General features: G+C 70.4%; 18 protein-coding genes. 7 read left to right on the plus strand and 11 right to left on the minus strand.

The window, feature by feature from the left end; translation table 11 throughout:
• Positions 1-21: 21 nt before the first annotated feature.
• On the plus strand, positions 22-195 hold the full coding sequence (locus AB5J54_RS10970) for a hypothetical protein (RefSeq protein ID WP_369143732.1): 174 nt from the start codon (positions 22-24) through the stop codon (positions 193-195).
• Between the two features lie 71 nt (positions 196-266).
• On the opposite strand, the gene dnaE is transcribed toward AB5J54_RS10970, so the two are convergent.
• Positions 267-3806, minus strand: coding sequence for a DNA polymerase III subunit alpha (dnaE, locus tag AB5J54_RS10975; RefSeq protein WP_369143733.1), 3540 nt, complete (start codon positions 3804-3806; stop codon positions 267-269).
• Between the two features lie 214 nt (positions 3807-4020).
• Between dnaE and AB5J54_RS10980 the strand changes: the two genes are divergently transcribed.
• The 5 genes from AB5J54_RS10980 to AB5J54_RS11000 all read left to right on the plus strand — a co-directional run bounded on the left by AB5J54_RS10980 (position 4021) and on the right by AB5J54_RS11000 (position 10069).
• Positions 4021-5346, plus strand: a complete 1326-nt coding sequence (locus tag AB5J54_RS10980; RefSeq protein ID WP_369143734.1) for a DUF2252 domain-containing protein — start codon at positions 4021-4023, stop codon at positions 5344-5346.
• 83 nt (positions 5347-5429) lie between these two features.
• The gene (locus AB5J54_RS10985) at positions 5430-6116 is read left to right on the plus strand and encodes a hypothetical protein (RefSeq protein ID WP_369143735.1); all 687 of its coding nucleotides are present in this window, start codon (positions 5430-5432) and stop codon (positions 6114-6116) included.
• 52 nt (positions 6117-6168) lie between these two features.
• The gene (locus AB5J54_RS10990; RefSeq protein WP_369143736.1) at positions 6169-6984 is read left to right on the plus strand and encodes a DsbA family protein; all 816 of its coding nucleotides are present in this window, start codon (positions 6169-6171) and stop codon (positions 6982-6984) included.
• Positions 6985-7133: 149 nt separating this feature from the next.
• Positions 7134-8783 (plus strand): alkaline phosphatase, encoded by a 1650-nt coding sequence (locus AB5J54_RS10995; RefSeq protein ID WP_369143737.1) that lies wholly within the window; start codon positions 7134-7136, stop codon positions 8781-8783.
• 326 nt (positions 8784-9109) lie between these two features.
• The gene (locus AB5J54_RS11000) at positions 9110-10069 is read left to right on the plus strand and encodes a zinc metalloprotease (RefSeq protein WP_369143738.1); all 960 of its coding nucleotides are present in this window, start codon (positions 9110-9112) and stop codon (positions 10067-10069) included.
• A gap of 66 nt (positions 10070-10135) precedes the next feature.
• Here the strand turns inward: AB5J54_RS11000 and AB5J54_RS11005 are convergent, their stop codons facing one another.
• The 6 genes from AB5J54_RS11005 to AB5J54_RS11030 form a co-directional block, all read right to left on the minus strand.
• Positions 10136-10705: a dienelactone hydrolase family protein gene (locus tag AB5J54_RS11005; protein ID WP_369143739.1), complete on the minus strand. Its 570-nt coding sequence runs from the start codon at positions 10703-10705 to the stop codon at positions 10136-10138.
• A 52-nt stretch (positions 10706-10757) separates the two neighbouring features.
• A complete protein-coding gene (locus AB5J54_RS11010; protein ID WP_369143740.1) occupies positions 10758-12344 on the minus strand; it encodes a Na+/H+ antiporter in 1587 nt (528 codons plus the stop codon).
• A 56-nt stretch (positions 12345-12400) separates the two neighbouring features.
• Positions 12401-12868, minus strand: coding sequence for a GNAT family N-acetyltransferase (locus tag AB5J54_RS11015; RefSeq protein ID WP_369143741.1), 468 nt, complete (start codon positions 12866-12868; stop codon positions 12401-12403).
• Positions 12865-13806, minus strand: a complete 942-nt coding sequence (locus AB5J54_RS11020; RefSeq protein ID WP_041128771.1) for an RluA family pseudouridine synthase — start codon at positions 13804-13806, stop codon at positions 12865-12867. Before AB5J54_RS11020 ends, AB5J54_RS11015 begins: the two co-directional genes overlap by 4 nt.
• A gap of 43 nt (positions 13807-13849) precedes the next feature.
• A complete protein-coding gene (gene lspA, locus AB5J54_RS11025) occupies positions 13850-14455 on the minus strand; it encodes a signal peptidase II (protein ID WP_369143742.1) in 606 nt (201 codons plus the stop codon).
• Positions 14456-14535: 80 nt separating this feature from the next.
• On the minus strand, positions 14536-15384 hold the full coding sequence (locus AB5J54_RS11030) for a histone H1-like repetitive region-containing protein (RefSeq protein ID WP_369143743.1): 849 nt from the start codon (positions 15382-15384) through the stop codon (positions 14536-14538).
• A 541-nt stretch (positions 15385-15925) separates the two neighbouring features.
• Here AB5J54_RS11030 and ileS point away from each other — a divergent pair.
• On the plus strand, positions 15926-19057 hold the full coding sequence (gene ileS, locus AB5J54_RS11035) for an isoleucine--tRNA ligase (protein ID WP_369143744.1): 3132 nt from the start codon (positions 15926-15928) through the stop codon (positions 19055-19057).
• A gap of 372 nt (positions 19058-19429) precedes the next feature.
• On the opposite strand, the gene AB5J54_RS11040 is transcribed toward ileS, so the two are convergent.
• The 4 genes from AB5J54_RS11040 to AB5J54_RS11055 form a co-directional block, all read right to left on the minus strand.
• Entirely contained in the window at positions 19430-20536 is a 1107-nt protein-coding gene (locus AB5J54_RS11040; RefSeq protein ID WP_369143745.1) for a DivIVA domain-containing protein, read from the minus strand.
• A 67-nt stretch (positions 20537-20603) separates the two neighbouring features.
• Complete coding sequence (locus AB5J54_RS11045) at positions 20604-20894, minus strand: YggT family protein (protein ID WP_017238790.1); 291 nt, start codon at positions 20892-20894, stop codon at positions 20604-20606.
• An 80-nt stretch (positions 20895-20974) separates the two neighbouring features.
• Positions 20975-21595, minus strand: coding sequence for a cell division protein SepF (locus AB5J54_RS11050; RefSeq protein ID WP_369143746.1), 621 nt, complete (start codon positions 21593-21595; stop codon positions 20975-20977).
• Positions 21596-21717: 122 nt separating this feature from the next.
• On the minus strand, positions 21718-22437 hold the full coding sequence (locus AB5J54_RS11055; protein ID WP_369143747.1) for a YggS family pyridoxal phosphate-dependent enzyme: 720 nt from the start codon (positions 22435-22437) through the stop codon (positions 21718-21720).

Genomic DNA, 22437 nt, shown 5'->3' on the forward strand with positions numbered 1-22437 from the left:
TCCCTTTGAGGAGGCAACCCCATGGCCAAGAACCGCAACCAGAACCGCAGTCAGAAGCAGCAGTCGCCGGCCGAGCGCGGCGCCCAGCAGGCGCAGCAGTCGTCGATGGAGTCGCAGGCCGAGCAGCGCGCGAGCCAGGTCACTCCGGGTGACATGGCCCGCAAGGGCCGTCAGAAGCGTTTCGGCCACAACTGACGCGGCTGACGGCAAAGGGGCGCGCCCGTGACGACGGGCGCGCCCCTTGCGCATGGGTCGAACCGGTGTGGCTAGCCGGCCAGGCAGGACGGGCCGAGCAGCACCTTCAGGTCGCCGAAGAGCGCCGGGTCGGCCGTCACCCGGTGCCGGTCGAGCCGGAGCACGGTGGTGGTGCGGGGGCCCTGGAGCTTGATCCGCACCTCGGTGTTGCCCTTGTGGTGCTTGAGGATCTCGCCGAGCCTGCTGACCATCGGCGGGGTCACCTTCACCGTCGGGATGGTGAGGACGACCGGCGCGTTGGTCCCGGCGTTCGACAGGTCGGGGACCATCAGCTCCATGGCGACGAGGCGGGGCACGTCCTCGCGCTTGTCGAGGCGGCCCTTGACGAAGACGACCGTGTCCTCGACGAGCTGGGTGGAGACCAGCTGGTACGTGGCCGGGAAGAACATGCACTCGATGGAGCCGGCCAGGTCCTCGACGGTCGCGATCGCCCAGGCGTTGCCCTGCTTGGTCATCTTGCGCTGGAGGCCGGAGATGATGCCGCCGATGGTGACGACCGCGCCGTCCCCGTGCTCGCCGCCGGTCAGCTGGGAGATCGCCGCGTCCGTCTTGTCGGACAGGACGTGCTCGATGCCGAAGAGCGGGTGGTCGGAGACGTACAGGCCGAGCATCTCGCGCTCCTGGGCGAGCAGGTACGACTTCTCCCACTCGACGTCGGAGAACTCGACGTCCAGGCCGAAGCCGGGCTCGTCGCTCGCCTCGTCGCCCATTCCGCCGAAGAGGTCGAACTGTCCCTCGGCCTCCTTGCGCTTGACCGCCACCACGTTGTCGATCATGGGTTCGTGGTGGGCGACCAGGCCCTTGCGGGTGTGGCCCATCTCGTCGAAGGCGCCGGCCTTGATCAGCGACTCGACGGTCCGCTTGTTGCAGACGACGGCCTCGACCTTGTCGAGGAAGTCGGGGAAGGAGGAGTACTTCCCCTTGGCCTTGCGCGATTTGATGATCGACTCGACGACGTTGGTGCCGACGTTCCGGATGGCGGAGAGGCCGAAGAGGATCACGTCGTCGCCCTGGGCGGCGAAGTTCGACTCGGACTCGTTGACGTTGGGCGGCAGGACCTTGATGCCCATGCGGCGGCACTCGTTCAGGTAGACCGCGGACTTGTCCTTGTCGTCCTTGACCGAGGTGAGGAGTCCCGCCATGTACTCGGCGGGGTGGTTGGCCTTGAGGTAGGCGGTCCAGTAGGAGACCAGGCCGTACGCGGCGGAGTGCGCCTTGTTGAAGGCGTAGCCGGCGAAGGGGACCAGGACGTCCCAGAGGGCCTGGATGGCCTCGTCGCTGTAGCCGTTCTTCTTGGCGCCGGCCTGGAAGATGGTGAAGTTCTTCGCCAGCTCCTCGGGCTTCTTCTTGCCCATCACCCGTCGGAGGATGTCGGCCTCGCCGAGCGAGTAGCCGGCGATGATCTGGGCGGCCTTCTGCACCTGCTCCTGGTACACGATGAGGCCGTAGGTGACCGCGAGCACCTCTTCGAGCGGCTTCTCCAGCTCGGGGTGGATCGGGGTGATCTCCTGCTGGCCGTTCTTGCGCAGGGCGTAGTTCGTGTGCGAGTTCATGCCCATCGGGCCCGGCCGGTACAGGGCGGACACGGCGGAGATGTCTTCGAAGTTATCGGGCTTCATCAGCCGGAGCAGCGAGCGCATGGGGCCGCCGTCGAACTGGAAGACGCCGAGGGTGTCACCGCGCTGGAGCAGTTCGAAGGTCTTCTGGTCGTCGAGCGGCAGCGCCAGGAGATCGATGTCGATCCCCTTGTTGGACTTCACCATCTTGACGGCGTCGTCCATGATCGTGAGGTTGCGCAGGCCGAGGAAGTCCATCTTCAGCAGGCCGAGCGACTCGCACTGCGGGTAGTCCCACTGCGTGATGGTGACGCCGTCGGTGTGCCGCACCCAGATCGGGGCGTGGTCGACGATCGGCTCGCTGGACATGATCACGCCGGCGGCGTGCACGCCCATCTGGCGGACCAGGCCCTCGACGCCGCGGGCGGTGTCGATGACCTTCTTGACGTCCGGCTCGTTCTCGTACATCGCGCGGATCTCGCCGGCCTCGCTGTAGCGGGGGTGCGAGGGGTCGGTGATGCCGTTGAGGTCGATGCCCTTGCCGAGGACGTCGGCGGGCATGGCCTTGGTGAGCCGGTCGCCCATGGCGTACGGGTAGCCGAGGACGCGCGCGGAGTCCTTGATGGCGTTCTTCGCCTTGATCTTTCCGTACGTGCCGATCATGGCGACCTTGTCGGCGCCGTACTTCTCGGTCACGTACCGGATCACCTCGACGCGCCGGCGCTCGTCGAAGTCGATGTCGACATCGGGCATCGAGATGCGCTCGGGGTTGAGGAAGCGCTCGAAGATCAGGCCGTGCGGGATCGGGTCGAGGTCGGTGATGCCCATGGCGTACGCGACGATCGAGCCGGCCGCGGAGCCTCGGCCGGGGCCCACGGCGATGCCCTGCTTCTTCGCCCACATGATGAAGTCGGCGACGACGAGGAAGTAGCCGGGGAAGCCCATCGAGATGATGGTGTCCATCTCGTACTCGGCCTGCTTGAGGCGGTCGTCCGGAATGCCCCCGGGGAAGCGGCGGTGCATGCCGCGCATGGTCTCCTCGCGGAACCAGGTGACCTCGGTGTAGCCCTCCGGGATGTCGAACTTCGGCATGAGGTTCTTGGCCTCGAACATGCCGCTGGTGTCGATCTGCTCCGCGACGAGCAGCGTGTTGCGGCAGCCCTCCTGCCAGGCGTCCGAGGAGTCGACGGCGTACATCTCGTCCGTGGACTTCAGGTAGTAGCCGGTGCCGTCGAACTTGAAGCGGTCCGGGTCCGAGAGGTTCTTGCCGGTCTGGATGCAGAGCAGGGCGTCGTGCGCGCCCGCCTCGTGCGCGTACGTGTAGTGCGAGTCGTTCGTCACCAGCGGCGGGATGCCGAGCTTCTTGCCGATCTCCAGGAGCCCGTCGCGGACCCGGTGCTCGATCTCGATGCCGTGGTCCATCAACTCCAGGAAGTACCGGTCCTTGCCGAAGATGTCCTGGTACTCGGAGGCGGACTTCAGGGCCTCGTCGAACTGGCCGAGGCGCAGCCGGGTCTGGAGCTCGCCGGAGGGGCAGCCGGTGGAGGCGATCAGGCCCTCGGACCACTGGGAGATGGTCTCCTTGTCCATCCGGGGCCACTTCTGCAGCCAGCCCTCGGCGTACGCGTCGGAGGAGAGCTTGAAGAGGTTGTGGAGTCCGGTGGCGTTCGCCGCCCAGATCGTCTTGTGGGTGTAACCGCCGGAACCGGAGACGTCGTCCCGCTTCTGGTGCGGCTGGCCCCACTGGATCTTCCGCTTGTTGCGCCGGGACTCGGGCGCCACGTACGCCTCGATGCCGATGATCGGCGTGACCCCGGCCTTCTTCGCGGTGTGGAAGAAGTCGTACGCCCCGTGCAGGTTGCCGTGGTCGGACATGGCGATATGGGTCATGCCCATCTCGTTGCACGCGTTGAACATGTCCTTCAGCCGCGCGGCACCGTCCAGCAGCGAGTACTGGGTGTGGACGTGGAGGTGCGTGAAGGGCGGCTTGGTCACGGGGGAGGCCTCCGACTGAATTTCTGGGGGGACAGCGTGGAAGTCTACGTCGGCCGACTGACAACGGCTGGAATGCAACACTGCGGGGCGAAGCCCCTCGATGAGGGGTGGTGGTCGGGCGACGGGCGGGCACTCGGGGGTACGGTCGCGCGTTGGAGGACCGGAACACCTGTCCCATTTGTCATGAGCAGTCTTGCACCAGGAGGCACCCTCGATGTCGGTCCCGCAGCCCACCGCAGCCGAGCGCGGTGAGCACATCCTCGCCGTCTTCGACACCGCCTTCGGCGAGCTCCTCGCCGCCGACCCCGCGGCCTTCCGCGTCAAGTTCCGGAAGATGGCCGGCTCCGCCTTCGCCTTCTACCGGGGCACGGCGTGCCTGTTCTACGCGGACCTGGAGGGGGAGGCGCACAGCGGCCCGTACCTGGACGAGCAGACCGGCCGGGTCTGGATCCACGGCGATCTCCACGCCGAGAACTTCGGCACGTACATGGACGCCAACGGGCGGCTCGTCTTCAACGTCAACGACTTCGACGAGGCGTACGTCGGCCCCTTCACCTGGGACCTCAAGCGGCTGTCCGCCTCGCTCGCCCTGATCGGCTACGCCAAGGCGCTCAGTGACGAGCAGATCACCGAGCTCGTCCGGATCTACGCGGCCGCGTACCGGGAGCGGATCCACGCCCTCGCCACCGGCGCCAAGGGCGACGACGTCCCCGCCTTCACCCTGGAGACCGCCGACGGGGCGCTGCTCGGCGCCCTGCGCGAGGCCCGGGCGCTGACCCGCTTCGGGCTGCTCGACTCGATGACCGAGATCCGCGACTTCGAGCGCCGCTTCGCGGCGGGCGGCGGCGCGATAGAGCTGGACGCGGCCACCCGGTACAAGGTGCTCGCGGCCTTCGACGGCTACCTGGAGACCCTGCCGGAGTCCTCCCTCGCGCGCCCCGACTCGTACCGGGTGAAGGACGTCGTCGGGCGGCGCGGGATCGGCATCGGCTCGGCCGGCCTCCCCTCGTACAACATCCTCCTGGAGGGAAACAGCGACGCCCTGGAGAACGACGTCGTGATCTACCTCAAGCAGGCGCAGACCCCGGCGGTCTCGCGGCACGTCACGGACGCGGCGGTACGGGACTACTTCCAGCACGAGGGCCACCGCACCGTGATCTCGCAGCGGGCGCTCCAGGCGCACGCCGACCCGTGGCTGGGCTGGACGGAGCTGGACGGGGCGGGCCAGCTGGTCGCCGAGGTGTCGCCGTACGCGGTGGACCTGGACTGGTCGGACATCGACGACCCGCAGGACATCGCGGCCACCGTCGCCGACCTGGGCCGGGCGACGGCCACGATGCACGCAGCGGCGGACGACTCCAGCGGCCACTCCCTGGTCCCGTTCTCGACGGAGCGGGCCATCGACGCGGCGATCGCCGCCGACGAGGAGGGCTTCGCCGAGCTCCTGGTCGACTTCGCCCACACGTACGGGGCGCGGGCGCGGGCGGACCACCAGATCTTCGTGGACCTCTTCCGCAACGGCCGGATCCCGGGGCTGTAGGGCCGGGTTCCGGGGCTGTAGGGGCGGGTCCACAGGCTGCGCTTAAGGCCGTCTTACGCACGGGCATGGGACACTCCACGACGATGGACATGGCAGGGACGCAGCTGAGGGCGCTGCGGGCGGCGTTCTTCACGGCACTGGTCGTGACGCTGTCCGTGGCGTCCCATGTGCTGCTCTCCCGCGTGCCGCTGCCGCTGGGGACGGTCGTCCCGGTCGCGGTCGGCGTCTTCGCCGTGGCGTACGCGCTGGCCGGCCGTGAGCGCGGCCTCGGCCCGATCGCCGGGCTCCTCGTCCCCCTGGAGCTGGCCGCCGACACCCTCTTCACCAGCGGGCAGGCGGTCTGTTACGGCCCCGCCGGCGGCCCGGTCGCCGGTTCGCTGCGCGCGGTCGGGGTGGACGTGTTCTGCGGCGGCGCCGTGGGCTCGCCGCTGCCCGGGGTGGTGACCCCCGAGAGCGGGGGCGCGGCCGCGCTGCTCGACTCCCCCGATCCGGCGCTGCCGTGGCTGCTGCTCCTGGCCCATGTGGGCGTGGGGCTCTCGGCGGCCTGCTGGCTGCGCGGCGGGGAGCGGGCGCTCGCCCGGCTGCTCCGCGCGGTGGAGGCCTTCGCGTTCCGGCCGCTGCTGCTCGTGGTCGCCTTCTTCCGGGCCTCGGGTCCGGCGCCGCTGCGGGCCGGCCGGCCCGCCGGGCGGCCCCGGTCCTCCCGCGCCCGGCTCCTCGTGCACTCCGTCGGGCGGCGGGGGCCGCCGCGTCCGGTGCTCGCTCTCGTCTGAGCGGGCCCCGCGCCTCCCCCTGCCTTTCCCACCTTTCACGGAGAACACGATCATGAGTGCACGCAACAGCCACGCCAACAAGGCCGCCGCCCGCGAGCGACTGCGCGAGGAGCGCGAGCGCCAGGCGAAGAAGGACCGGGCGCGCCGGCAGCTGATCGTCGGCGTCTCGGCCGTGGCCGTCCTGGCCGCCGCCGGCGGCATCGGCTACGCGGTCGTCCAGTCGAACAAGCCCACCCAGTGGGAGGCGGCGGCCGACGCGAAGAGCGTGACGGCACCGAAGAACACCACGGGCACGGACGGCACGACCGTCGTCATCGGCAAGGACTCCGCGAAGAGGACGCTGGAGCTGTACGAGGACTCGCGCTGCCCGGTCTGCGCGACCTTCGAGCAGACCGTGGGCTCCACGGTCGAGAAGGACGTCGAGGCCGGCAAGTACAAGATCAGGTACGTGGGCGCGACCTTCATCGACAACGGCATCCCGGGCGAGGGCTCGAAGAACGCCCTCTCGGCGCTCGGCGCCGCGCTGAACGTGAGCCCGGAGGCCTTCCTGAAGTACAAGGCGGCGCTCTACTCCACGCAGTTCCACCCGGAGGAGAAGGACGACAAGTTCGCCAAGGACTCCTACCTGCTGGAGGTGGCGGACTCGGTCCCGGCCCTCAAGGGCAACGCCGAGTTCAAGAAGAACGTCGAGGACGGCACCTTCGACGCGTGGGCGATGAAGATGTCGAAGGCCTTCGACGCGAGCGGGGTGCAGGGCACGCCGACCCTGAAGATGAACGGCAAGGCCGTCACGGTCCAGGGCACGAAGAACCCGCCGATGACGGTGGCCGAGTTCAACACGGCGATCGACGCGGCCCTCAAGGCCTGACGCCCCACCAGGCAGGAACCGTCCTGGCCCCGGACCCCTTCGGTCCGGGGCCGAGGCGTACCCGGCTCGGGCGTCCGGGGGGCGACGAGTCGGCGAACTTCCGGAATTCGTCTGCCCCCAGGGCGTACCCGTCAGTAATCTGACTGCCCGTGACCAGTCGTTTCATATCCCCTGCCCCCACGCGGCGCGCCGTCGTCAAGGCCGCCGCCGTCACCGCCGTCGCCACGCCCGCCGTGCTCGGCGCGGCCTCTCCGGCACTCGCGGACTCCGGGGCACCCGCCTTCCTCCACGGCGTCGCCTCCGGCGACCCGCTGCCCGACGGCGTCCTGCTCTGGACGCGCGTCACCCCCACTCCCGACGCCGTGCCCGGCTCCGGTCTCGGCCCCGACGTCCAGGTCGGCTGGGAGCTCGCCGAGGACCGCTCCTTCGCCCGGGTCGTCGCCTCCGGCACCACCACGGCGAGCGCCGCCTCCGACCACACGGTGAAGGCCGATGTCCGGGGCCTGCGCCCGGCCACCGCCTACTGGTTCCGCTTCACCACGGGCTCCGCCGTCTCCCCCAGCGCCCGCACCCGCACCGCGCCGGCCGCCGACACCGCCGCGCCCGGTGTCCGCTTCGGCGTGGTCTCCTGCGCGAACTGGGAGTCCGGCCACTTCTCCGCGTACCGCCATCTCGCGTCCCGCGCGGACCTGGACGCGATCCTCCACCTCGGCGACTACCTGTACGAGTACGCCACCGGCGCCTACCCCGAGGCGAAGTACGTCGTGCGGCAGCACGAGCCGCGCCACGAGATCGTCTCCCTCGCCGACTACCGGACCCGGCACGGGAAGTACAAGACGGACGCCGACCTCCAGGCGCTGCACGCGGCGCACCCGGTCATCGCGATCTGGGACGACCACGAGTTCGCCAACGACGCCTGGTCGGGCGGGGCCGAGAACCACACCCCGGGCGCCGAGGGCGAGTGGGCGGCCCGGGTGGCCGCCGCGAAGCAGGCGTACTTCGAGTGGATGCCGGTCCGCACCTCCACGGAGGGCACGGTCTTCCGGCGGCTGCGCTTCGGCAAGCTGGCCGATCTGCATCTGCTCGACCTGCGTTCGTTCCGGTCCGCCCCGGCGAAGACGGGCAGCGGCACGGTCGACGACCCGGAGCGGAGCATCACGGGCCGCGCGCAGCTGGACTGGCTGAAGGCCGGGCTCGCCGGTTCGGACGCGACCTGGCAGCTGGTCGGCACCTCGGTGATGATCTCGCCGGTCGCCTTCGGCTCCCTGCCGGCGTACCTCCTGGAGCCGCTCGCCGGGCTCCTCGGCCTGCCGAAGGAGGGGATCGCGGTCAATGTCGACCAGTGGGACGGCTACACGGACGACCGCAAGGAGCTGCTCGCGCACCTGACCGCGCGGGCGATCCGGAACACGGTCTTCCTGACCGGCGACATCCACATGGCCTGGGCCAACGACGTGCCGGTGAAGGCCGCGACGTATCCGCTCTCGGCCTCGGCGGCGACCGAGTTCGTGGTGACCTCGGTGACCTCGGACAACCTGGACGACCTGCTGCACGTGGCGCCGGGCACGCTCTCGGTGGTGGCCGCGGGTGCCGTGAAGGCCGCCAACCGCCATGTGAAGTGGGTGGACATGGACCACCACGGCTATGGCGTGCTCGATGTGACGGCCGAGCGCTCGCAGATGGACTACTACACGGTCTCCGACAAGACGGACCCGGCCGCGACGACGGCCTGGGCGCGCTCGTACCGGACGCTGAGCGGAACGCAGCGTGTCGAGCGGGTGTACCAGCCGGTGCTCTAGCCGCACCCTCAACGGCGATTTTCAGCCATGATCTCTTCTGTTAACGGGAGATCACATCGCTACGCCGGGTGGTGGGTTCGGGAGATCGAATCCGGACACACCACCCGCCTCCGTCACCCCGCCTGTTACGTCGACGTCTCAAACTCCGGAAGCGACGCAAGTTTTTCTTCCCGATGACCCGAATTGCCCGACGAATGATTGGGCCTGATCACTTCTCAACGGTGCGTGACATGGACGCGTAATCTCCCCGGCGTGGCGAGGAAGTTCCTCCCACCACCCCCCGCGAGGAGTCACCCGTGCGTGCTCTTGTCCGTATATCGCCGCGTATGTCACGTCGTATGCTCGGCACCGCCGTGATGGCCGGAACCCTGGCCCTGGCCCCGCTGTCCGCCCCGGCGGCCACCCCGTCGACCACGACGCTGGCCTCCGCCGAGAAGTGCGCGGACGGCACCACCGCGCTGTCCGGCGCCCGCAAGGCGAAGGGCGACGCCACCAAGGCCGAGCCCAACGACGTCACGGCCGCGCAGGCCAAGGCCATGGACGAGGACCTGAAGAAGAAGGTCGCCGCCGCCCGGAACTCCGGCCGCGTGGGCGCCACCTCCGTCGCCGCCGGCGCCACCATCCCCGTCTACTTCCACGTGATCCACAGCGGCACGACGGGCAAGCTCAGCGCCACCGCCATCAGCAACCAGATGGCCGTCCTCAACGCCGCCTACGCGGGCCAGGGCACCGGCAACGTGAACACGGGCTTCCAGTTCTCGCTGGCCGCGACCGACTACACGGACAACGCCACCTGGTACAACGTCTCCTCGGGCTCGCAGGCCGAGAAGGACATGAAGAACACCCTGCGCAAGGGCGGCGCCAACGCGCTGAACGTCTACACCGCCAACCTCGGCGGCGGCCTGCTCGGCTGGGCGACCTTCCCGTCCTCGTACAACTCCAGCCCGAAGATGGACGGCGTCGTCATCCTCGACACCTCGCTCCCGGGCGGCTCCGCGACCAACTACAACGAGGGTGACACCGCCACCCACGAGGTCGGCCACTGGATGGGCCTTTACCACACCTTCCAGGGCGGCTGCACGGGCAACGGCGACTACGTCGCCGACACCCCGGCCGAGAAGAGCCCGGCGTACGAGTGCCCGACCGGCCGTGACTCCTGCACCTCCAAGGCCGGCGTGGACCCGATCCACAACTTCATGGACTACACGTACGACTCCTGCATGTACCAGTTCACCGCGGGCCAGGTGACCCGGATGAACGACGCCTGGACCGCGTACCGCGCCTGACGGCCCGTCCGCGCACCAAAGGGTGTGGCCCCCGGGGAACTCCCGGGGGCCACACCCCTTTGCGTCCTACAGGCTGTCGATGAAGGACAGTGCGACCGACCAGGTCCGCTCCGCGGCCTCCTCGTCGTAGTCCGGCAGCTCCGGGTCCGTGTAGATGTGGCCCGCGCCCCGGTAGCGGTAGATCTCCACGTCCGCCCCGGCCTTGCGCATCTGGAGGTACCAGGAGGACAGCCAGTCGTCCGTCTCGAAGGGGTCCGGCTCGGCCACGTGCAGCTGGACCGGCAGCTCGTCCACCTCGGCCGACTCCGCGATGTCCGAGGTGCCGTGGAGCAGCAGCAGCCCGCGCGCCCGCTCGTCGCCGAGCGCCAGGGTCTGCGCGATCGAGGCCCCGAGCGAGAGGCCCATGTAGACCAGACCGCGCTCGGAGTACGGGGCGGCGGCCAGGACCGCCCGCTTGAGCAGCTCGTCCTTGCCGATCTCGTCGCGGAGCACCACGCCCTCCTCGACGGTCCCGACCGTCCGTCCGTCGTAGAGGTCCGGAGTCCAGACCTGGTGGCCGGCGGCCCGGAGCCGCTCGGCGGCCGCCTCGACGGAAGGGGTCAGCCCGTAGGCCGAGTGGAAGAGCATGATGTCCATGCGTCCCATCCTGCCACCCGCCGCCGACAGGACCGGGCAGGCCCTGGAGAGGTCAGCGCATGCTGCGCACGTCCAGGTGGCGCAGCACCCGGTCCACCACCTCGGGGTCGGCGCCCGGCTCGCTGCGCGCCGCGAGGACCTCGTGCCGGGCGGCCGACATCAGCTCCCGCTGGATCCGCTGCACGGCCTTGAACCGCTTCGTCCGCTCCATGAAGGCGGCCCGCCGCTCGTCGTCCACCATGTCGGGACTGATCCGCGCCCCGATGTCGTACGCCCCGCGCAGCAAGCGCTCCTGTACCTCCTCGGGCAGCTCCTCGACCTCCTCGATCTCCTTGAGCCTGCGCTTGGCGGCCTTCGCGGCCCGGATCGCGAGCTCCCGCTCCAGGGCGCGCTCGGCGTCCGTGTCCGCCCGCACCCCGAGCCGCTTCACCAGCCAGGGCAGGGTGAGCCCCTGGAAGACGAGGGTGGCGATGATCACGCAGAAGGCGATGAAGACGATCTCGTCACGGCCGGGGAAGGGCGAGCCGTCGTCGGTACGGAACGGGATGGCGAGGGCCAGCGCGACCGAGGCCACCCCGCGCATCCCCGCCCACCACATGACGACGGTCTCCCGCCAGCTCATCGGGATCTCCTCGTCGACGTCCCGGAGCGTGTGCAGCCTCTTCGCCAGCCAGGTCGCGGGCAGCAGCCACAGGAGACGGACCCCCACGACCACGCCGACCACGGCGGCGCCCCAGCCGAGCATCTGCCGGCCGCGGCCCTCGGCGACCCCGAAGACATGTACGAGCTCCAGGCCGATGAGCCCGAAGGCGATGCCGGTGACCAGGGTGTCGACGATCTGCCAGAAGGTCTGCCCGGCGAGCCGGCCCATGACGTCGTCGGCGTCGGCCGCGTGCTCGGCCAGGAAGAGCGCGGTGACCAGGACGGCGAGGACGCCGGAGCCGTGCAGCTCCTCGGCGATCACGTAACTCACGAAGGGGACGAGGAGGGTGAGGCCGGTCTGCAGGGTGGCGTCGCCGAGGAGGCCGATGAGCTTGTTGCAGAGCCAGCCGAGCGCAAGACCGACGATCACGGCGACCACGGCCGACAGCACGAACTCGCCGAGCGCCTCGGGCCAGGAGAAGGAGCCGCTGACGACGGCGGCGATCGCCACGTGGTAGAGCACGATCGCGGTGACGTCGTTGAAGAGCCCCTCGCCCTCCAGGATCGACACCAGTCGGCGGGGCAGCCCCAGCGAGCCGGCCACGGCCGTCGCCGCGACCGGGTCCGGCGGCGCGACGAGCGCTCCCAGCGCCAGCGCGGCGGCCAGCGGAAGGCCCGGTACGAGCGAGTGCGCGACCGCGCCGACGGCCGCCGTGGTGACGAAGACCAGGGCGACCGCGAGCAGGAAGATGGGCCGTCTGTTGGCCGCGAACTGCCGCCAGGAGGTCCGCTGCACGGAGGCGTAGAGCAACGGCGGCAGCACCAGCGGGAGGATGAACTCCGGCGGGATGTCGACGTTCGGCACGAAGGGCAGGAAGGCCAGCGCGATCCCGATGAGGGTCATCAGGACGGGCGCCGGCAGCCCGAGCCGCTCACCGAGGGGCACGGTGAGCAGGGCGCCGAGGAGCAGCAGGAAGAGCAGGGCCAATTGATCCACGGCCCCACCCTGTCACGTACGTCCGTTTTGGAGGCGATTGCCCCCCGCTGAACGCTTCAGAGCACCCGGCGCATGGCCCGGTGCGGCATCCCCGCGTCCGGGAACTCGGGGCCGTACGCCACGTACCCGAGCCGCTCGTAGAAGCCGAGCGCGTGGGTCTGCGCGTGCAGGTCGACGGCGCTCAGACCGCGCTCCCGCGCGACGTCCTCGATGGCCCGCACGAGCGCCGCGCCGACCCCGAGGCCGCGCGCCGCCTTGGCGACCGCGAGCCGCCCGAGGGAGCCCACCGAGGCGTCGCCGCCGGTCTTGCCGGCCGCGTCCGCCCCGTACAGCAGGCGCCCGGTGCCCAGCGGCAGTCCGTCCGCCCCCAGCGCGAGGACGTGCGCCGCGGTCGCGTCGTACGGGTCGTACTCCAGCTCCTGCGGAACGCCCTGCTCCTCGACGAAGACCTCGCGGCGCACCGCGAAGCAGGCCTCCCTGTCCCCCTCGGCGACCGCCTCACGGACGGTGTACGCGGCACTCACTGACTCTCCGAGGCGATCCGGTCGAGGGCCTTCTGCAGGTCCTCGGGGTAGGTGCTGGAGAACTCGACCCAGGACCCGTCGCCCGGGTGCTCGAAGCCGAGGCGGACGGCGTGCAGCCACTGCCGGGTCAGGCCGAGGCGCTTCGCGAGCGTCGGGTCGGCGCCGTAGGTGAGGTCGCCGACGCAGGGGTGGCGGTGGGCGGACATGTGCACCCGGATCTGGTGGGTGCGGCCCGTCTCCAGCTTGATGTCGAGCAGCGAGGCCGACCGGTACGCCTCGATGAGGTCGTAGTGCGTGACGGAGGGCTTGCCGTCGGCGGTGACCGCCCACTTGTAGTCGTGGTTCGGGTGCCGGCCGATCGGCGCGTCGATGGTGCCGCTCATCGGGTCCGGGTGGCCCTGGACGAGCGCGTTGTAGCGCTTGTCGACCACGCGCTCCTTGAACTGGCGCTTGAGCGAGGTGTACGCGTACTCCGACTTCGCGACCACCATCAGACCGGAGGTGCCGACGTCGAGGCGGTGCACGATGCCCTGGCGCTCGGCGGCGCCGGAGGTGGAGATGCGGTACCCGGCGGCGGCGAGGCCGCCGATGACCGTGGTGCCGGTCCAGCCGGGGCTGGGGTGCGCGGCCACGCCGACCGGCTTCATGATCACGACGATGTCGTCGTCGTCGTGGATGATCTCCATGCCCTCGACGGGCTCGGCGACGATCTGCACGGGCGCGGCCGCGCCCGGCATCTCGACCTCGAGCCACGCGCCGCCGCTGACCCGCTCTGACTTGCCGACGACGGAGCCGTCGACCTGGACCTTCCCTGCGGCGGCCAGCTCGGCCGCCTTCGTACGGGAGAACCCGAACATACGGGCGATGGCGGCGTCGACGCGCTCGCCCTCCAGGCCATCGGGAACGGGCAGCGTGCGGATCTCGGGACTCGTGCTCACCCGTCGAGTATGCCCTGTGCCGGGAGTGCGCGGTCCTGGGTGCTCAGTCCTTGTGGATGGTGCCGTCCGGGTCGAGGCCCCGGAAGGACAGCAGGACGATCAGGATGCCGCCGCAGACGATCGCCGAGTCGGCGAGGTTGAAGACGGCGAAGTGCGCGGGGGCGATGAAGTCCACGACCGCGCCCTCGAAGACGCCGGGCGAGCGGAAGATCCGGTCCGTGAGGTTGCCCAGCGCGCCGCCGAGCAGCAGACCCAGCGCGATCGCCCAGGGCAGGCTGTAGAGCTTCCGCGCGAGGCGGATGATCACGACGATCACGGCGGCGGCGATGCAGGTGAAGATGATCGTGAAGGCCTCGCCCATGCCGAAGGCGGCGCCCGGGTTCCGGATGGCGTCGAGCCGCAGGACGTCGCCGATCAGCCGGATCGGCTCGTGGCCCTCCAGCTTGGCGACCACCAGCATCTTGCTGCCGAGGTCGAGCAGATAGGCGAGCACGGCCACGACGAAGAGGGCGACGATCCGGCGCCTGCCCCTGGGCCGCTCCTCGGGAGCGGCCGTACCGTCGGGGGTGGCCGTGCCGTCGTCCGGGGCGGCCGTCTCGTCGGCCCCTGCTGAATCCGGCGTACCGATGATGCGCTCCGCCTCTGCCACGTGAGTGAGTCCCTCGACCTCGATGCCTGACCGTGCACCGAGGGTACGGCACAGGCGTACGAGACCGGCAGCCGAGATCGTCAGCCGCGCCGCTCCTGTCGCTGTTTGTCCTCGACGCAGAGCGTGGCCCGCGGGAAGGCCTGCATCCGCGCCTTGCCGATCGGCTTGCCGCACACCTCGCACAGCCCGTACGTGCCCGCGTCGAGCCGCTCCAGGGCGTGCTCTGACTGCTCCAGCATCTCCCGGGCGTTCGCCGCCAGGGCCAGCTCGTGCTCGCGCGTGATGTTCTTGGTGCCGGTGTCGGCCTGGTCGTCCCCGGCGCCGTCGCCGGAGTCCCGCATCAGGCCGGTCAGCTCCTCCTGGGAGTGGACGAGCTCGCTGCGGAGCCGCAGCACCTCCGCCTGGAGGCCGTTGCGGGCCTCGGCGACCTCCTCCGGCGTCCACGGGTCCTCGCCGGGACGCACCGCGAGCTCACCGGCCCGTGCCGGGGGCACCGCCGCCTCGTCGCCGACGGTCGTGACGCCACCCGCGGTCTTCTTCGCTGCCACCGTCCTGGCTCCTGTCTGCTTCTTCGCGGCGGGCGCCTTCCTGGCGGCCGCCTTCTTCGCCACGGCCTTCTTGGCGGGCGTCTTCGGGGCGGGGGCGTCGTCGGCGGGGTCCGCCGCACCGGCCTCCTTCGCGACGGCGTCCTTCGGGGCCGCGTCCGCGGCGACCGTCCTGCGGGACGCGGCCTTCTTCGCGACCGACTTCTTCGCGACCGTCTTCCTCGTGACCGTCTTCCTGGCCGGCGTCTTCTTCGCGACCGGTTTCCCGTCGACCGTCGACTTCTTGCCGGCCACGTCCTTGGCGGCCACGTCCTCGGCGACCCCGGTCGCACCGGCGGAACCGGCGACCGAGGTCTTCTTCGCGGCGGTCTTCTTCGCCACCATGTCGCGGCCCCTTCACATTTTGTGATCTTGCTCGCGAATCGTGCTGGGACGATAAATCGGCCCAAGGCCCGCGGCAACGGGGCACGCCGCCGTTCCCACCCGCCCCCGCTCCCCACGGGGCGGGCCTGCCTCCGTTGTGCCCAGCTCCCCGCCCGGTTATCCGTCCCGCGCCTCCCCCACATGGCCGCACGGGAAGTCGGGCCCGGGCCGTATGGCCATTCGGGTCACGCGAAAACCGGTCTGCCGCCTCCCCTCCGGCCCCTTACACTGGCCACAGCGAAAGGCTTGGATGGGGACGAGTAGCGTCGCAAGCAGCCATGAGCGACCCGGGGACGGTGAGAGCCCGGGGGCGAGCCCGATGTGAAGCATCACCCCGGAGCCGTCGGAAGAAAGCCGCACGACAGGGCGGTGACTAGAACCGGCGTCGCGACCCCAATGAGGGGGCTCAGGGCGATCACGTCCGGGGCCAAGGAGGGTGGTACCGCGGGAGCAGCGCTCTCGTCCCTCCGACGGAAGAGAACCGTCCGCCGGAGGAAGATCGATGTCGCAGTACCGCCAGGTGCCCGCCCAGGTCGACCTGCCCGCGCTGGAGCACGACGTGCTCGATTTCTGGCGCGAGAGCAAGGTCTTCGCGAAGACCCTGGAGCAGTCCGAGGGACGCCCCGAGTGGGTGTTCTACGAGGGCCCGCCCACCGCCAACGGCATGCCCGGCGCCCACCACATCGAGGCCCGCGTCTTCAAGGACGTGTTCCCCCGCTTCCGGACCATGCGCGGCTACCACGTGGCCCGCAAGGCCGGCTGGGACTGCCACGGTCTGCCGGTCGAGCTCGCCGTCGAGAAGGAGCTCGGCTTCTCCGGCAAGAAGGACATCGAGGCGTACGGCATCGCCGAGTTCAACGAGAAGTGCCGCGAGTCCGTGACCCGGCACACCGACGCCTTCGCCGAGCTCACGACCCGCATGGGCTACTGGGTCGACCTCGACGACGCGTACCGGACCATGGACCCCTCGTACATCGAGTCGGTCTGGTGGTCGCTCAAGCAGATCTTCGACAAGGACCTCCTGGTCCAGGACCACCGTGTCGCCCCCTGGTGCCCCCGCTGCGGCACCGGCCTCTCGGACCACGAGCTGGCGCAGGGCTACGAGACGGTCGTCGACCCCTCCGTGTACGTGCGCTTCCCGCTCACCTCCGGGCCGCTCGCCGGCAAGGCGGCGCTCCTGGTCTGGACGACGACCCCGTGGACCCTGGTGTCCAACACGGCCGTCGCCGCGCACCCCGAGGTGACCTACGTGGTCGCCACGGACGGCGACGAGCGGGTCGTCGTCGCCCAGCCGCTGGTCGAGAAGGCGCTCGGCGAGGGCTGGGTGACCACGGGCGAGTCCTTCACGGGCGCGGAGATGGAGCGCTGGACCTACCAGCGCCCCTTCGAGCTCGTCGAGTTCCCGGCCGAGGCCCACTACGTCGTGAACGCCGAGTACGTCACGACCGAGGACGGCACGGGTCTGGTCCACCAGTCCCCCGCCTTCGGTGAGGACGACCTCAAGGTCTGCAAGGCGTACGGCCTGCCGGTCGTGAACCCGGTCCGCCCCGACGGCACCTTCGAGGAGGACGTGCCGCTGGTCGGCGGCGTCTTCTTCAAGAAGGCCGACGAGGCGCTCACCGCCGACCTGGACGCGCGCGGCCTGCTCTTCAGGCACATCGCGTACGAGCACAGCTACCCGCACTGCTGGCGCTGCCACACGGCCCTGCTCTACTACGCGCAGCCGTCCTGGTACATCCGCACGACCGCGGTCAAGGACCGCATGCTCCAGGAGAACGACAGGACCAACTGGTTCCCCGAGTCGGTCAAGCACGGCCGCTTCGGCGACTGGCTGACGAACAACGTCGACTGGGCGCTCTCGCGGAACCGCTACTGGGGCACCCCGCTGCCGATCTGGCGCTGCGAGGACGACCACCTGACGTGCGTGGGCTCGCGCGCGGAGCTCACCGAACTGACGGGCACGGACCAGTCGGAGCTCGACCCGCACCGCCCGTTCATCGACGCGGTGACGTTCCCCTGCCCGACCTGCTCGAAGACCGCCACCCGCGTGCCCGAGGTCATCGACGCCTGGTACGACTCGGGCTCGATGCCGTTCGCGCAGTACGGCTACCCGTACCAGAACAAGGAGCTCTTCGAGTCCCGCTACCCGGCGCAGTTCATCTCCGAGGCGATCGACCAGACCCGCGGCTGGTTCTACACGCTGATGGCGGTCGGCACGCTCGTCTTCGACAAGTCCTCGTACGAGAACGTGGTCTGCCTGGGCCACATCCTCGCCGAGGACGGCCGGAAGATGTCCAAGCACCTGGGCAACATCCTCCAGCCCATCCCGCTCATGGACCAGCACGGTGCCGACGCGGTCCGCTGGTTCATGGCGGCCGGCGGCTCCCCGTGGGCGGCGCGGCGCGTGGGCCACGGCACGATCCAGGAGGTCGTGCGGAAGACCCTCCTCACGTACTGGAACACGGTGGCCTTCCAGGCCCTGTACGCCCGTACGTCCGGCTGGGCGCCGAGCGCGGCGGACCCGGCCCCGGCCGACCGCACGGTCCTCGACCGCTGGCTGCTGTCCGAGCTGAACACGCTGGTCGCCGAGACGACCGAGGCGATGGAGTCGTACGACACCCAGCGCACCGGCAAGCTGATCTCGGCCTTCGTCGACGACCTCTCCAACTGGTACGTGCGCCGCTCGCGCCGCCGCTTCTGGCAGGGCGACGCCTCCGCGCTGCGCACCCTGCACGACGTCATCGAGACGGTCACCCGCCTGATGGCCCCGCTGACCCCGTTCATCACCGAGCGGGTCTGGCAGGACCTCGTGGTCCCGGTGAGCCCGGACGCCCCGGAGTCGGTGCACCTGGCCACCTGGCCGGAGTCGGACGCGACGCAGATCGACAAGACGCTCTCGGAGCAGATGGTCCTGGTCCGGCGCCTGGTCGAGCTGGGCCGCGCCACCCGCGCCGAGTCCGGCGTCAAGACCCGCCAGCCGCTGTCCCGCGCGCTGGTCGCCGCGACGGGCTTCTCGGCGCTGTCGCCGGAGCTCCAGGCCCAGATCACGGAGGAGCTGAACGTCTCGTCCCTGGCGTCCCTGTCGGAGGTCGGCGGTTCCCTCGTCGACACGACCGCCAAGGCGAACTTCCGGGCCCTGGGCAAGCGCTTCGGCAAGGGCGTCCAGGACGTGGCGAAGGCCGTGGCCGCGGCGGACGCGGCGGCGCTGTCGCTGGCGCTGCGGTCCGGTGAGGCGCCCCTCGTGGTGAACGGCGAGGAGATCACCGTCACCCCCGAGGAGATCATCATCACGGAGACCCCCCGTGAGGGCTGGTCGGTCGCCTCCGACGCGGGCGCGACGGTGGCCCTGGACCTGGAGATCACCCCGGAGCTCCGGCGCGCGGGCCTGGCCCGTGACGCGATCCGCCTGATCCAGGAGGCCCGCAAGAACAGCGGCCTGGACGTGGCGGACCGCATCGCGCTGCGGTGGCGGGCGGGCTCCCCGGAGACGGTGGAGGCGCTGACGGCGCACGCGGAGCTGATCGCGGACGAGGTGCTGGCGACGGACTTCGCGCGGGGCGAGGCGGACGAGACGTACGGCCCGGCCTTCGAGGACGAGCCCCTGACCCTCACCTTCCACCTCCGCAAGGCGTAACACCCCTCGAAGGGCCCGGCACCAACCCTGGCGCCGGGCCCTTCGCCGTTGTGGGGCCGCGCCCGCCCGCCCTGCCGTGTGGGCAATCGTCCCGCAGGGCGGGACGGGTGGGCACACGGGACGGCGCGCCCAGCGGCGCCTCCGCGTTCCGCGCCCTGACCCGCACCCATCGTGGCGGCGCACATCCGGTGCGGGTCCAGGCGCGTGGCCTCTGGCGCCGGCAAGGGCGCCGTCCGTTGTGCCCACCCGTTCCGCCCCGGCGGAACGCATGCCCACAACGGGGGAGGTACGCCGAAGGGCCGGCTCCCGGGTGGGGAGCCGGCCCTTCAGGCTGCCGACGGCTACGCGCTCAGGGCGCGATCGACCGCCGCCTCAGTTGTCGTCCTCGTCGATCAGGAAGCCCCGCATCGGCGCCGGCGCCTGCTGCATCGGCTGGGGCGCCTGCGGCCGGACCGGAGCCATCGGCTGGGTCATGGCCGGGGACATCTGCTGCTGGCCGCCGTAGGACGGGGCACCGCCCATGGACGGCGCACCGCCCATCGCGCCGTTGCCGCCGTAGGACGGCGCGCTCGCGCCCGCCGAGGCCATCGACGGGGCCGGCGGCAGCGAGGCCGTGGCCGGGGTGCGCGGCGGGGCCAGCGAGTCGTCCGCCTGGGTCTCCAGCTGACGCAGCTGGGACTCCAGGTAGGACTTCAGACGCGTGCGGTACTCGCGCTCGAAGCCGCGCAGGTCCTCGACCTTGCGCTCCAGCGTGGCGCGGGCGGACTCCAGGGAGCCCATCGCGACGCGGTGCTTCTCCTGCGCGTCCCGCTCAAGAGCGTCCGCCTTGGCGCGGGCGTCCCGCTCCAGGCCCTCGGCGCGGGAGCGCGCCTCGCCGACGATCTTGTTGGCCTCGGAGCGCGCCTCGGCGATCGCCTGGTCGGCGGTCTGCTGGGCGAGCGAGAGGACACGCGCGGCACTGTCGCCACCGGGGCCCTGCTGCGGCTGCTGCATCTGCGGCTGCATCTGCTGCTGCGGGTGACCCATGGGGCCGCCCTGCATCGGGCCGGGACCCATCGGACCGCCCTGCATGGGGCCGCCCTGCATCGGGCCGGGGCCCATGGGCCCGCCCTGCATGGGGCCACCCTGCATGGGGCCGGGGGGAAGCGCGGGGGCACCGGACGGCAGCTGCGGCGGACCCATCTGCGGCTGCTGCTGCTGGGCCGGCGGTCCGGATATGGCGGCGGGCACCGGCGCGCCGGGACCGACGGGACGATCCTGCGGCTCCGGGGGCTTGCGCATGCCCTGCTGCTGGTTCTGCGCGGCGGCACGCGTCGCGGCGGCCAGCTTGGCGCGCAGGTCCTCGTTCTCGCGGAGCAGGCGGGTCAGTTCGGCTTCGACCTCGTCGAGGAAGGCATCGACCTCGTCCTCGTCATAGCCTTCTCGAAGGCGGACGGTCGTGAACTGCTTGTTCCGCACGTCCTCGGGGGTCAGCGGCATCTCTTCTTCACCTCTACGTAGTCGTCGGCAGTCGGCAAGACCGTATCGTCCACTCGTTCCTCCACCATCACCTCGCGAAGCTGCTCACGATGGAGATCAGGATGTAGACGATGATCATCAGAACGAAGAAGGACAGGTCGAGTGCCACGCCCCCGAGACGCAGCGGCGGGATGAGTCGCCGCAGAAGCTTGAGCGGTGGATCGGTGACAGTGTAGGTGGCCTCAAGGACGACCACCATCGCCTTACCGGGTTGCCATGAACGGGCGAACTGGAAGACGTAGTCCATGACAAGCCGGACGATCAGGAGGACGAGGAAGCACATCAGCACGATGTAGACCACCTGTAGTGCGACGCCCATCCCGCGTTTCCCTCTCCCCTGGCTTTCGTGCTCTCGCTTGTCCGGCCGCTTCGCGACCGGTCCGTCCGGTTCTCGTGTTCTCAGCTCTGGTTGAAGAATCCGCCCTCTGCGATCCGGGCCTTGTCCTCCGCCGTGACATCGACGTTAGCAGGCGACAACAGGAACACCTTCTGCGTCACGCGCTCAATGCTGCCATGGAGCCCGAAGACGAGTCCGGCGGCAAAGTCGACAAGTCGCTTCGCGTCCGTGTCGTCCATCTCCGTGAGGTTCATGATCACCGGGGTGCCCTCACGGAAGTGTTCCCCGATGGTACGGGCCTCGTTGTAGGTCCGCGGGTGCAGCGTGGTGATGCGGTACGGCTCCCGCTCGGACACGACCTTGGGCATGATCACCGGTGCGTTCTTCTCCAGGCTCGGACGTTCGGGTGTGATGGATGCCACGGGGGCAATTCGGGCCGGACGTCCGCTTTCGGCGAGCACCGGGACAGAATGGGCAATCGGCTCCCGGGGAGCCGGGGGCTGCACCATTCGCACCGGCTCCTCGCGCTCCACCTGACGCGGGGGGGTGTGGCGCCGGTCGCGCTCGGGCTCCGGCTCCAGCTCGGGTTCGAAGTCGTCGTCGGGGTCGAAGCCCCGGCCGTCGTACCCATCGTCCTCCACGAGGCCGAGGTAGACCGCCATCTTGCGCATCGCGCCGGCCATTCTCTGAGTCCTCCGCTCTGTGGTGGATCGGCCTTGTCACCAAGTGCCGGCGATCCACGGGCCACCCCGCCGTTCTGCGGAATGACCATATTTTCTGCTGTGGTCCGACTTGCTTCGCGACGTTACCCGAGCTTCGGGCGGACACCGAGTACCGCCGTACCGACGCGTACGTGTGTCGCCCCGGCAGCGACGGCCTCCTCGAGGTCCGCACTCATCCCTGCTGACACCATGTTCGCAGCCGGACGGGTCGCGCGCAGGACAGTCGACAAATCCATCAGCCGGTCGAAGGCGGCGCGTTGCCGCCCCGCGTACTCCCCGGCGAGCGGGGCGACGGTCATCAGCCCGGCGAGTCGCAGCCCGGGCGCGGCGTCCACCGCCGCGGCCAACTCCTCGATCCCGTCCGGCGCGACACCGCCGCGGTCGCCCCGCTCGCCGGATTCGGCGTCGAGCGCGACCTGGATCAGACAGCCGAGCTCGCGGCCCTCCTTCTCCGCGGCCGCGGACAGGGCGGAAACGAGCTTCAAGCGGTCGACAGACTGCACCACATCGGCATAACCCACCACGGATCTGACCTTGTTGGTCTGCAACTGGCCGACGAAGTGCCAGGTCAGGTCGAGGTCCGCACAGGCGGCCGCCTTGGGCGCGGCGTCCTGGTCCCGGTTCTCGGCGACGTGCCGCACCCCGAGCTCGTGCAGGAGTCTGACGTCGCTGGCGGGGTAGGTCTTGGTGACCACGATCAGGGTCACCTCCTCCCGCGCGCGCCCCGCGGCGGCGCACGCGGCGGCGATGCGCTCCTCCACCTGGGCCAGGTTCGCGGCGAGTTCCGACGTGCGGTCCGTCAT

The organism is Streptomyces sp. R44 (assembly GCF_041053105.1).
Classification (GTDB): domain Bacteria; phylum Actinomycetota; class Actinomycetes; order Streptomycetales; family Streptomycetaceae; genus Streptomyces.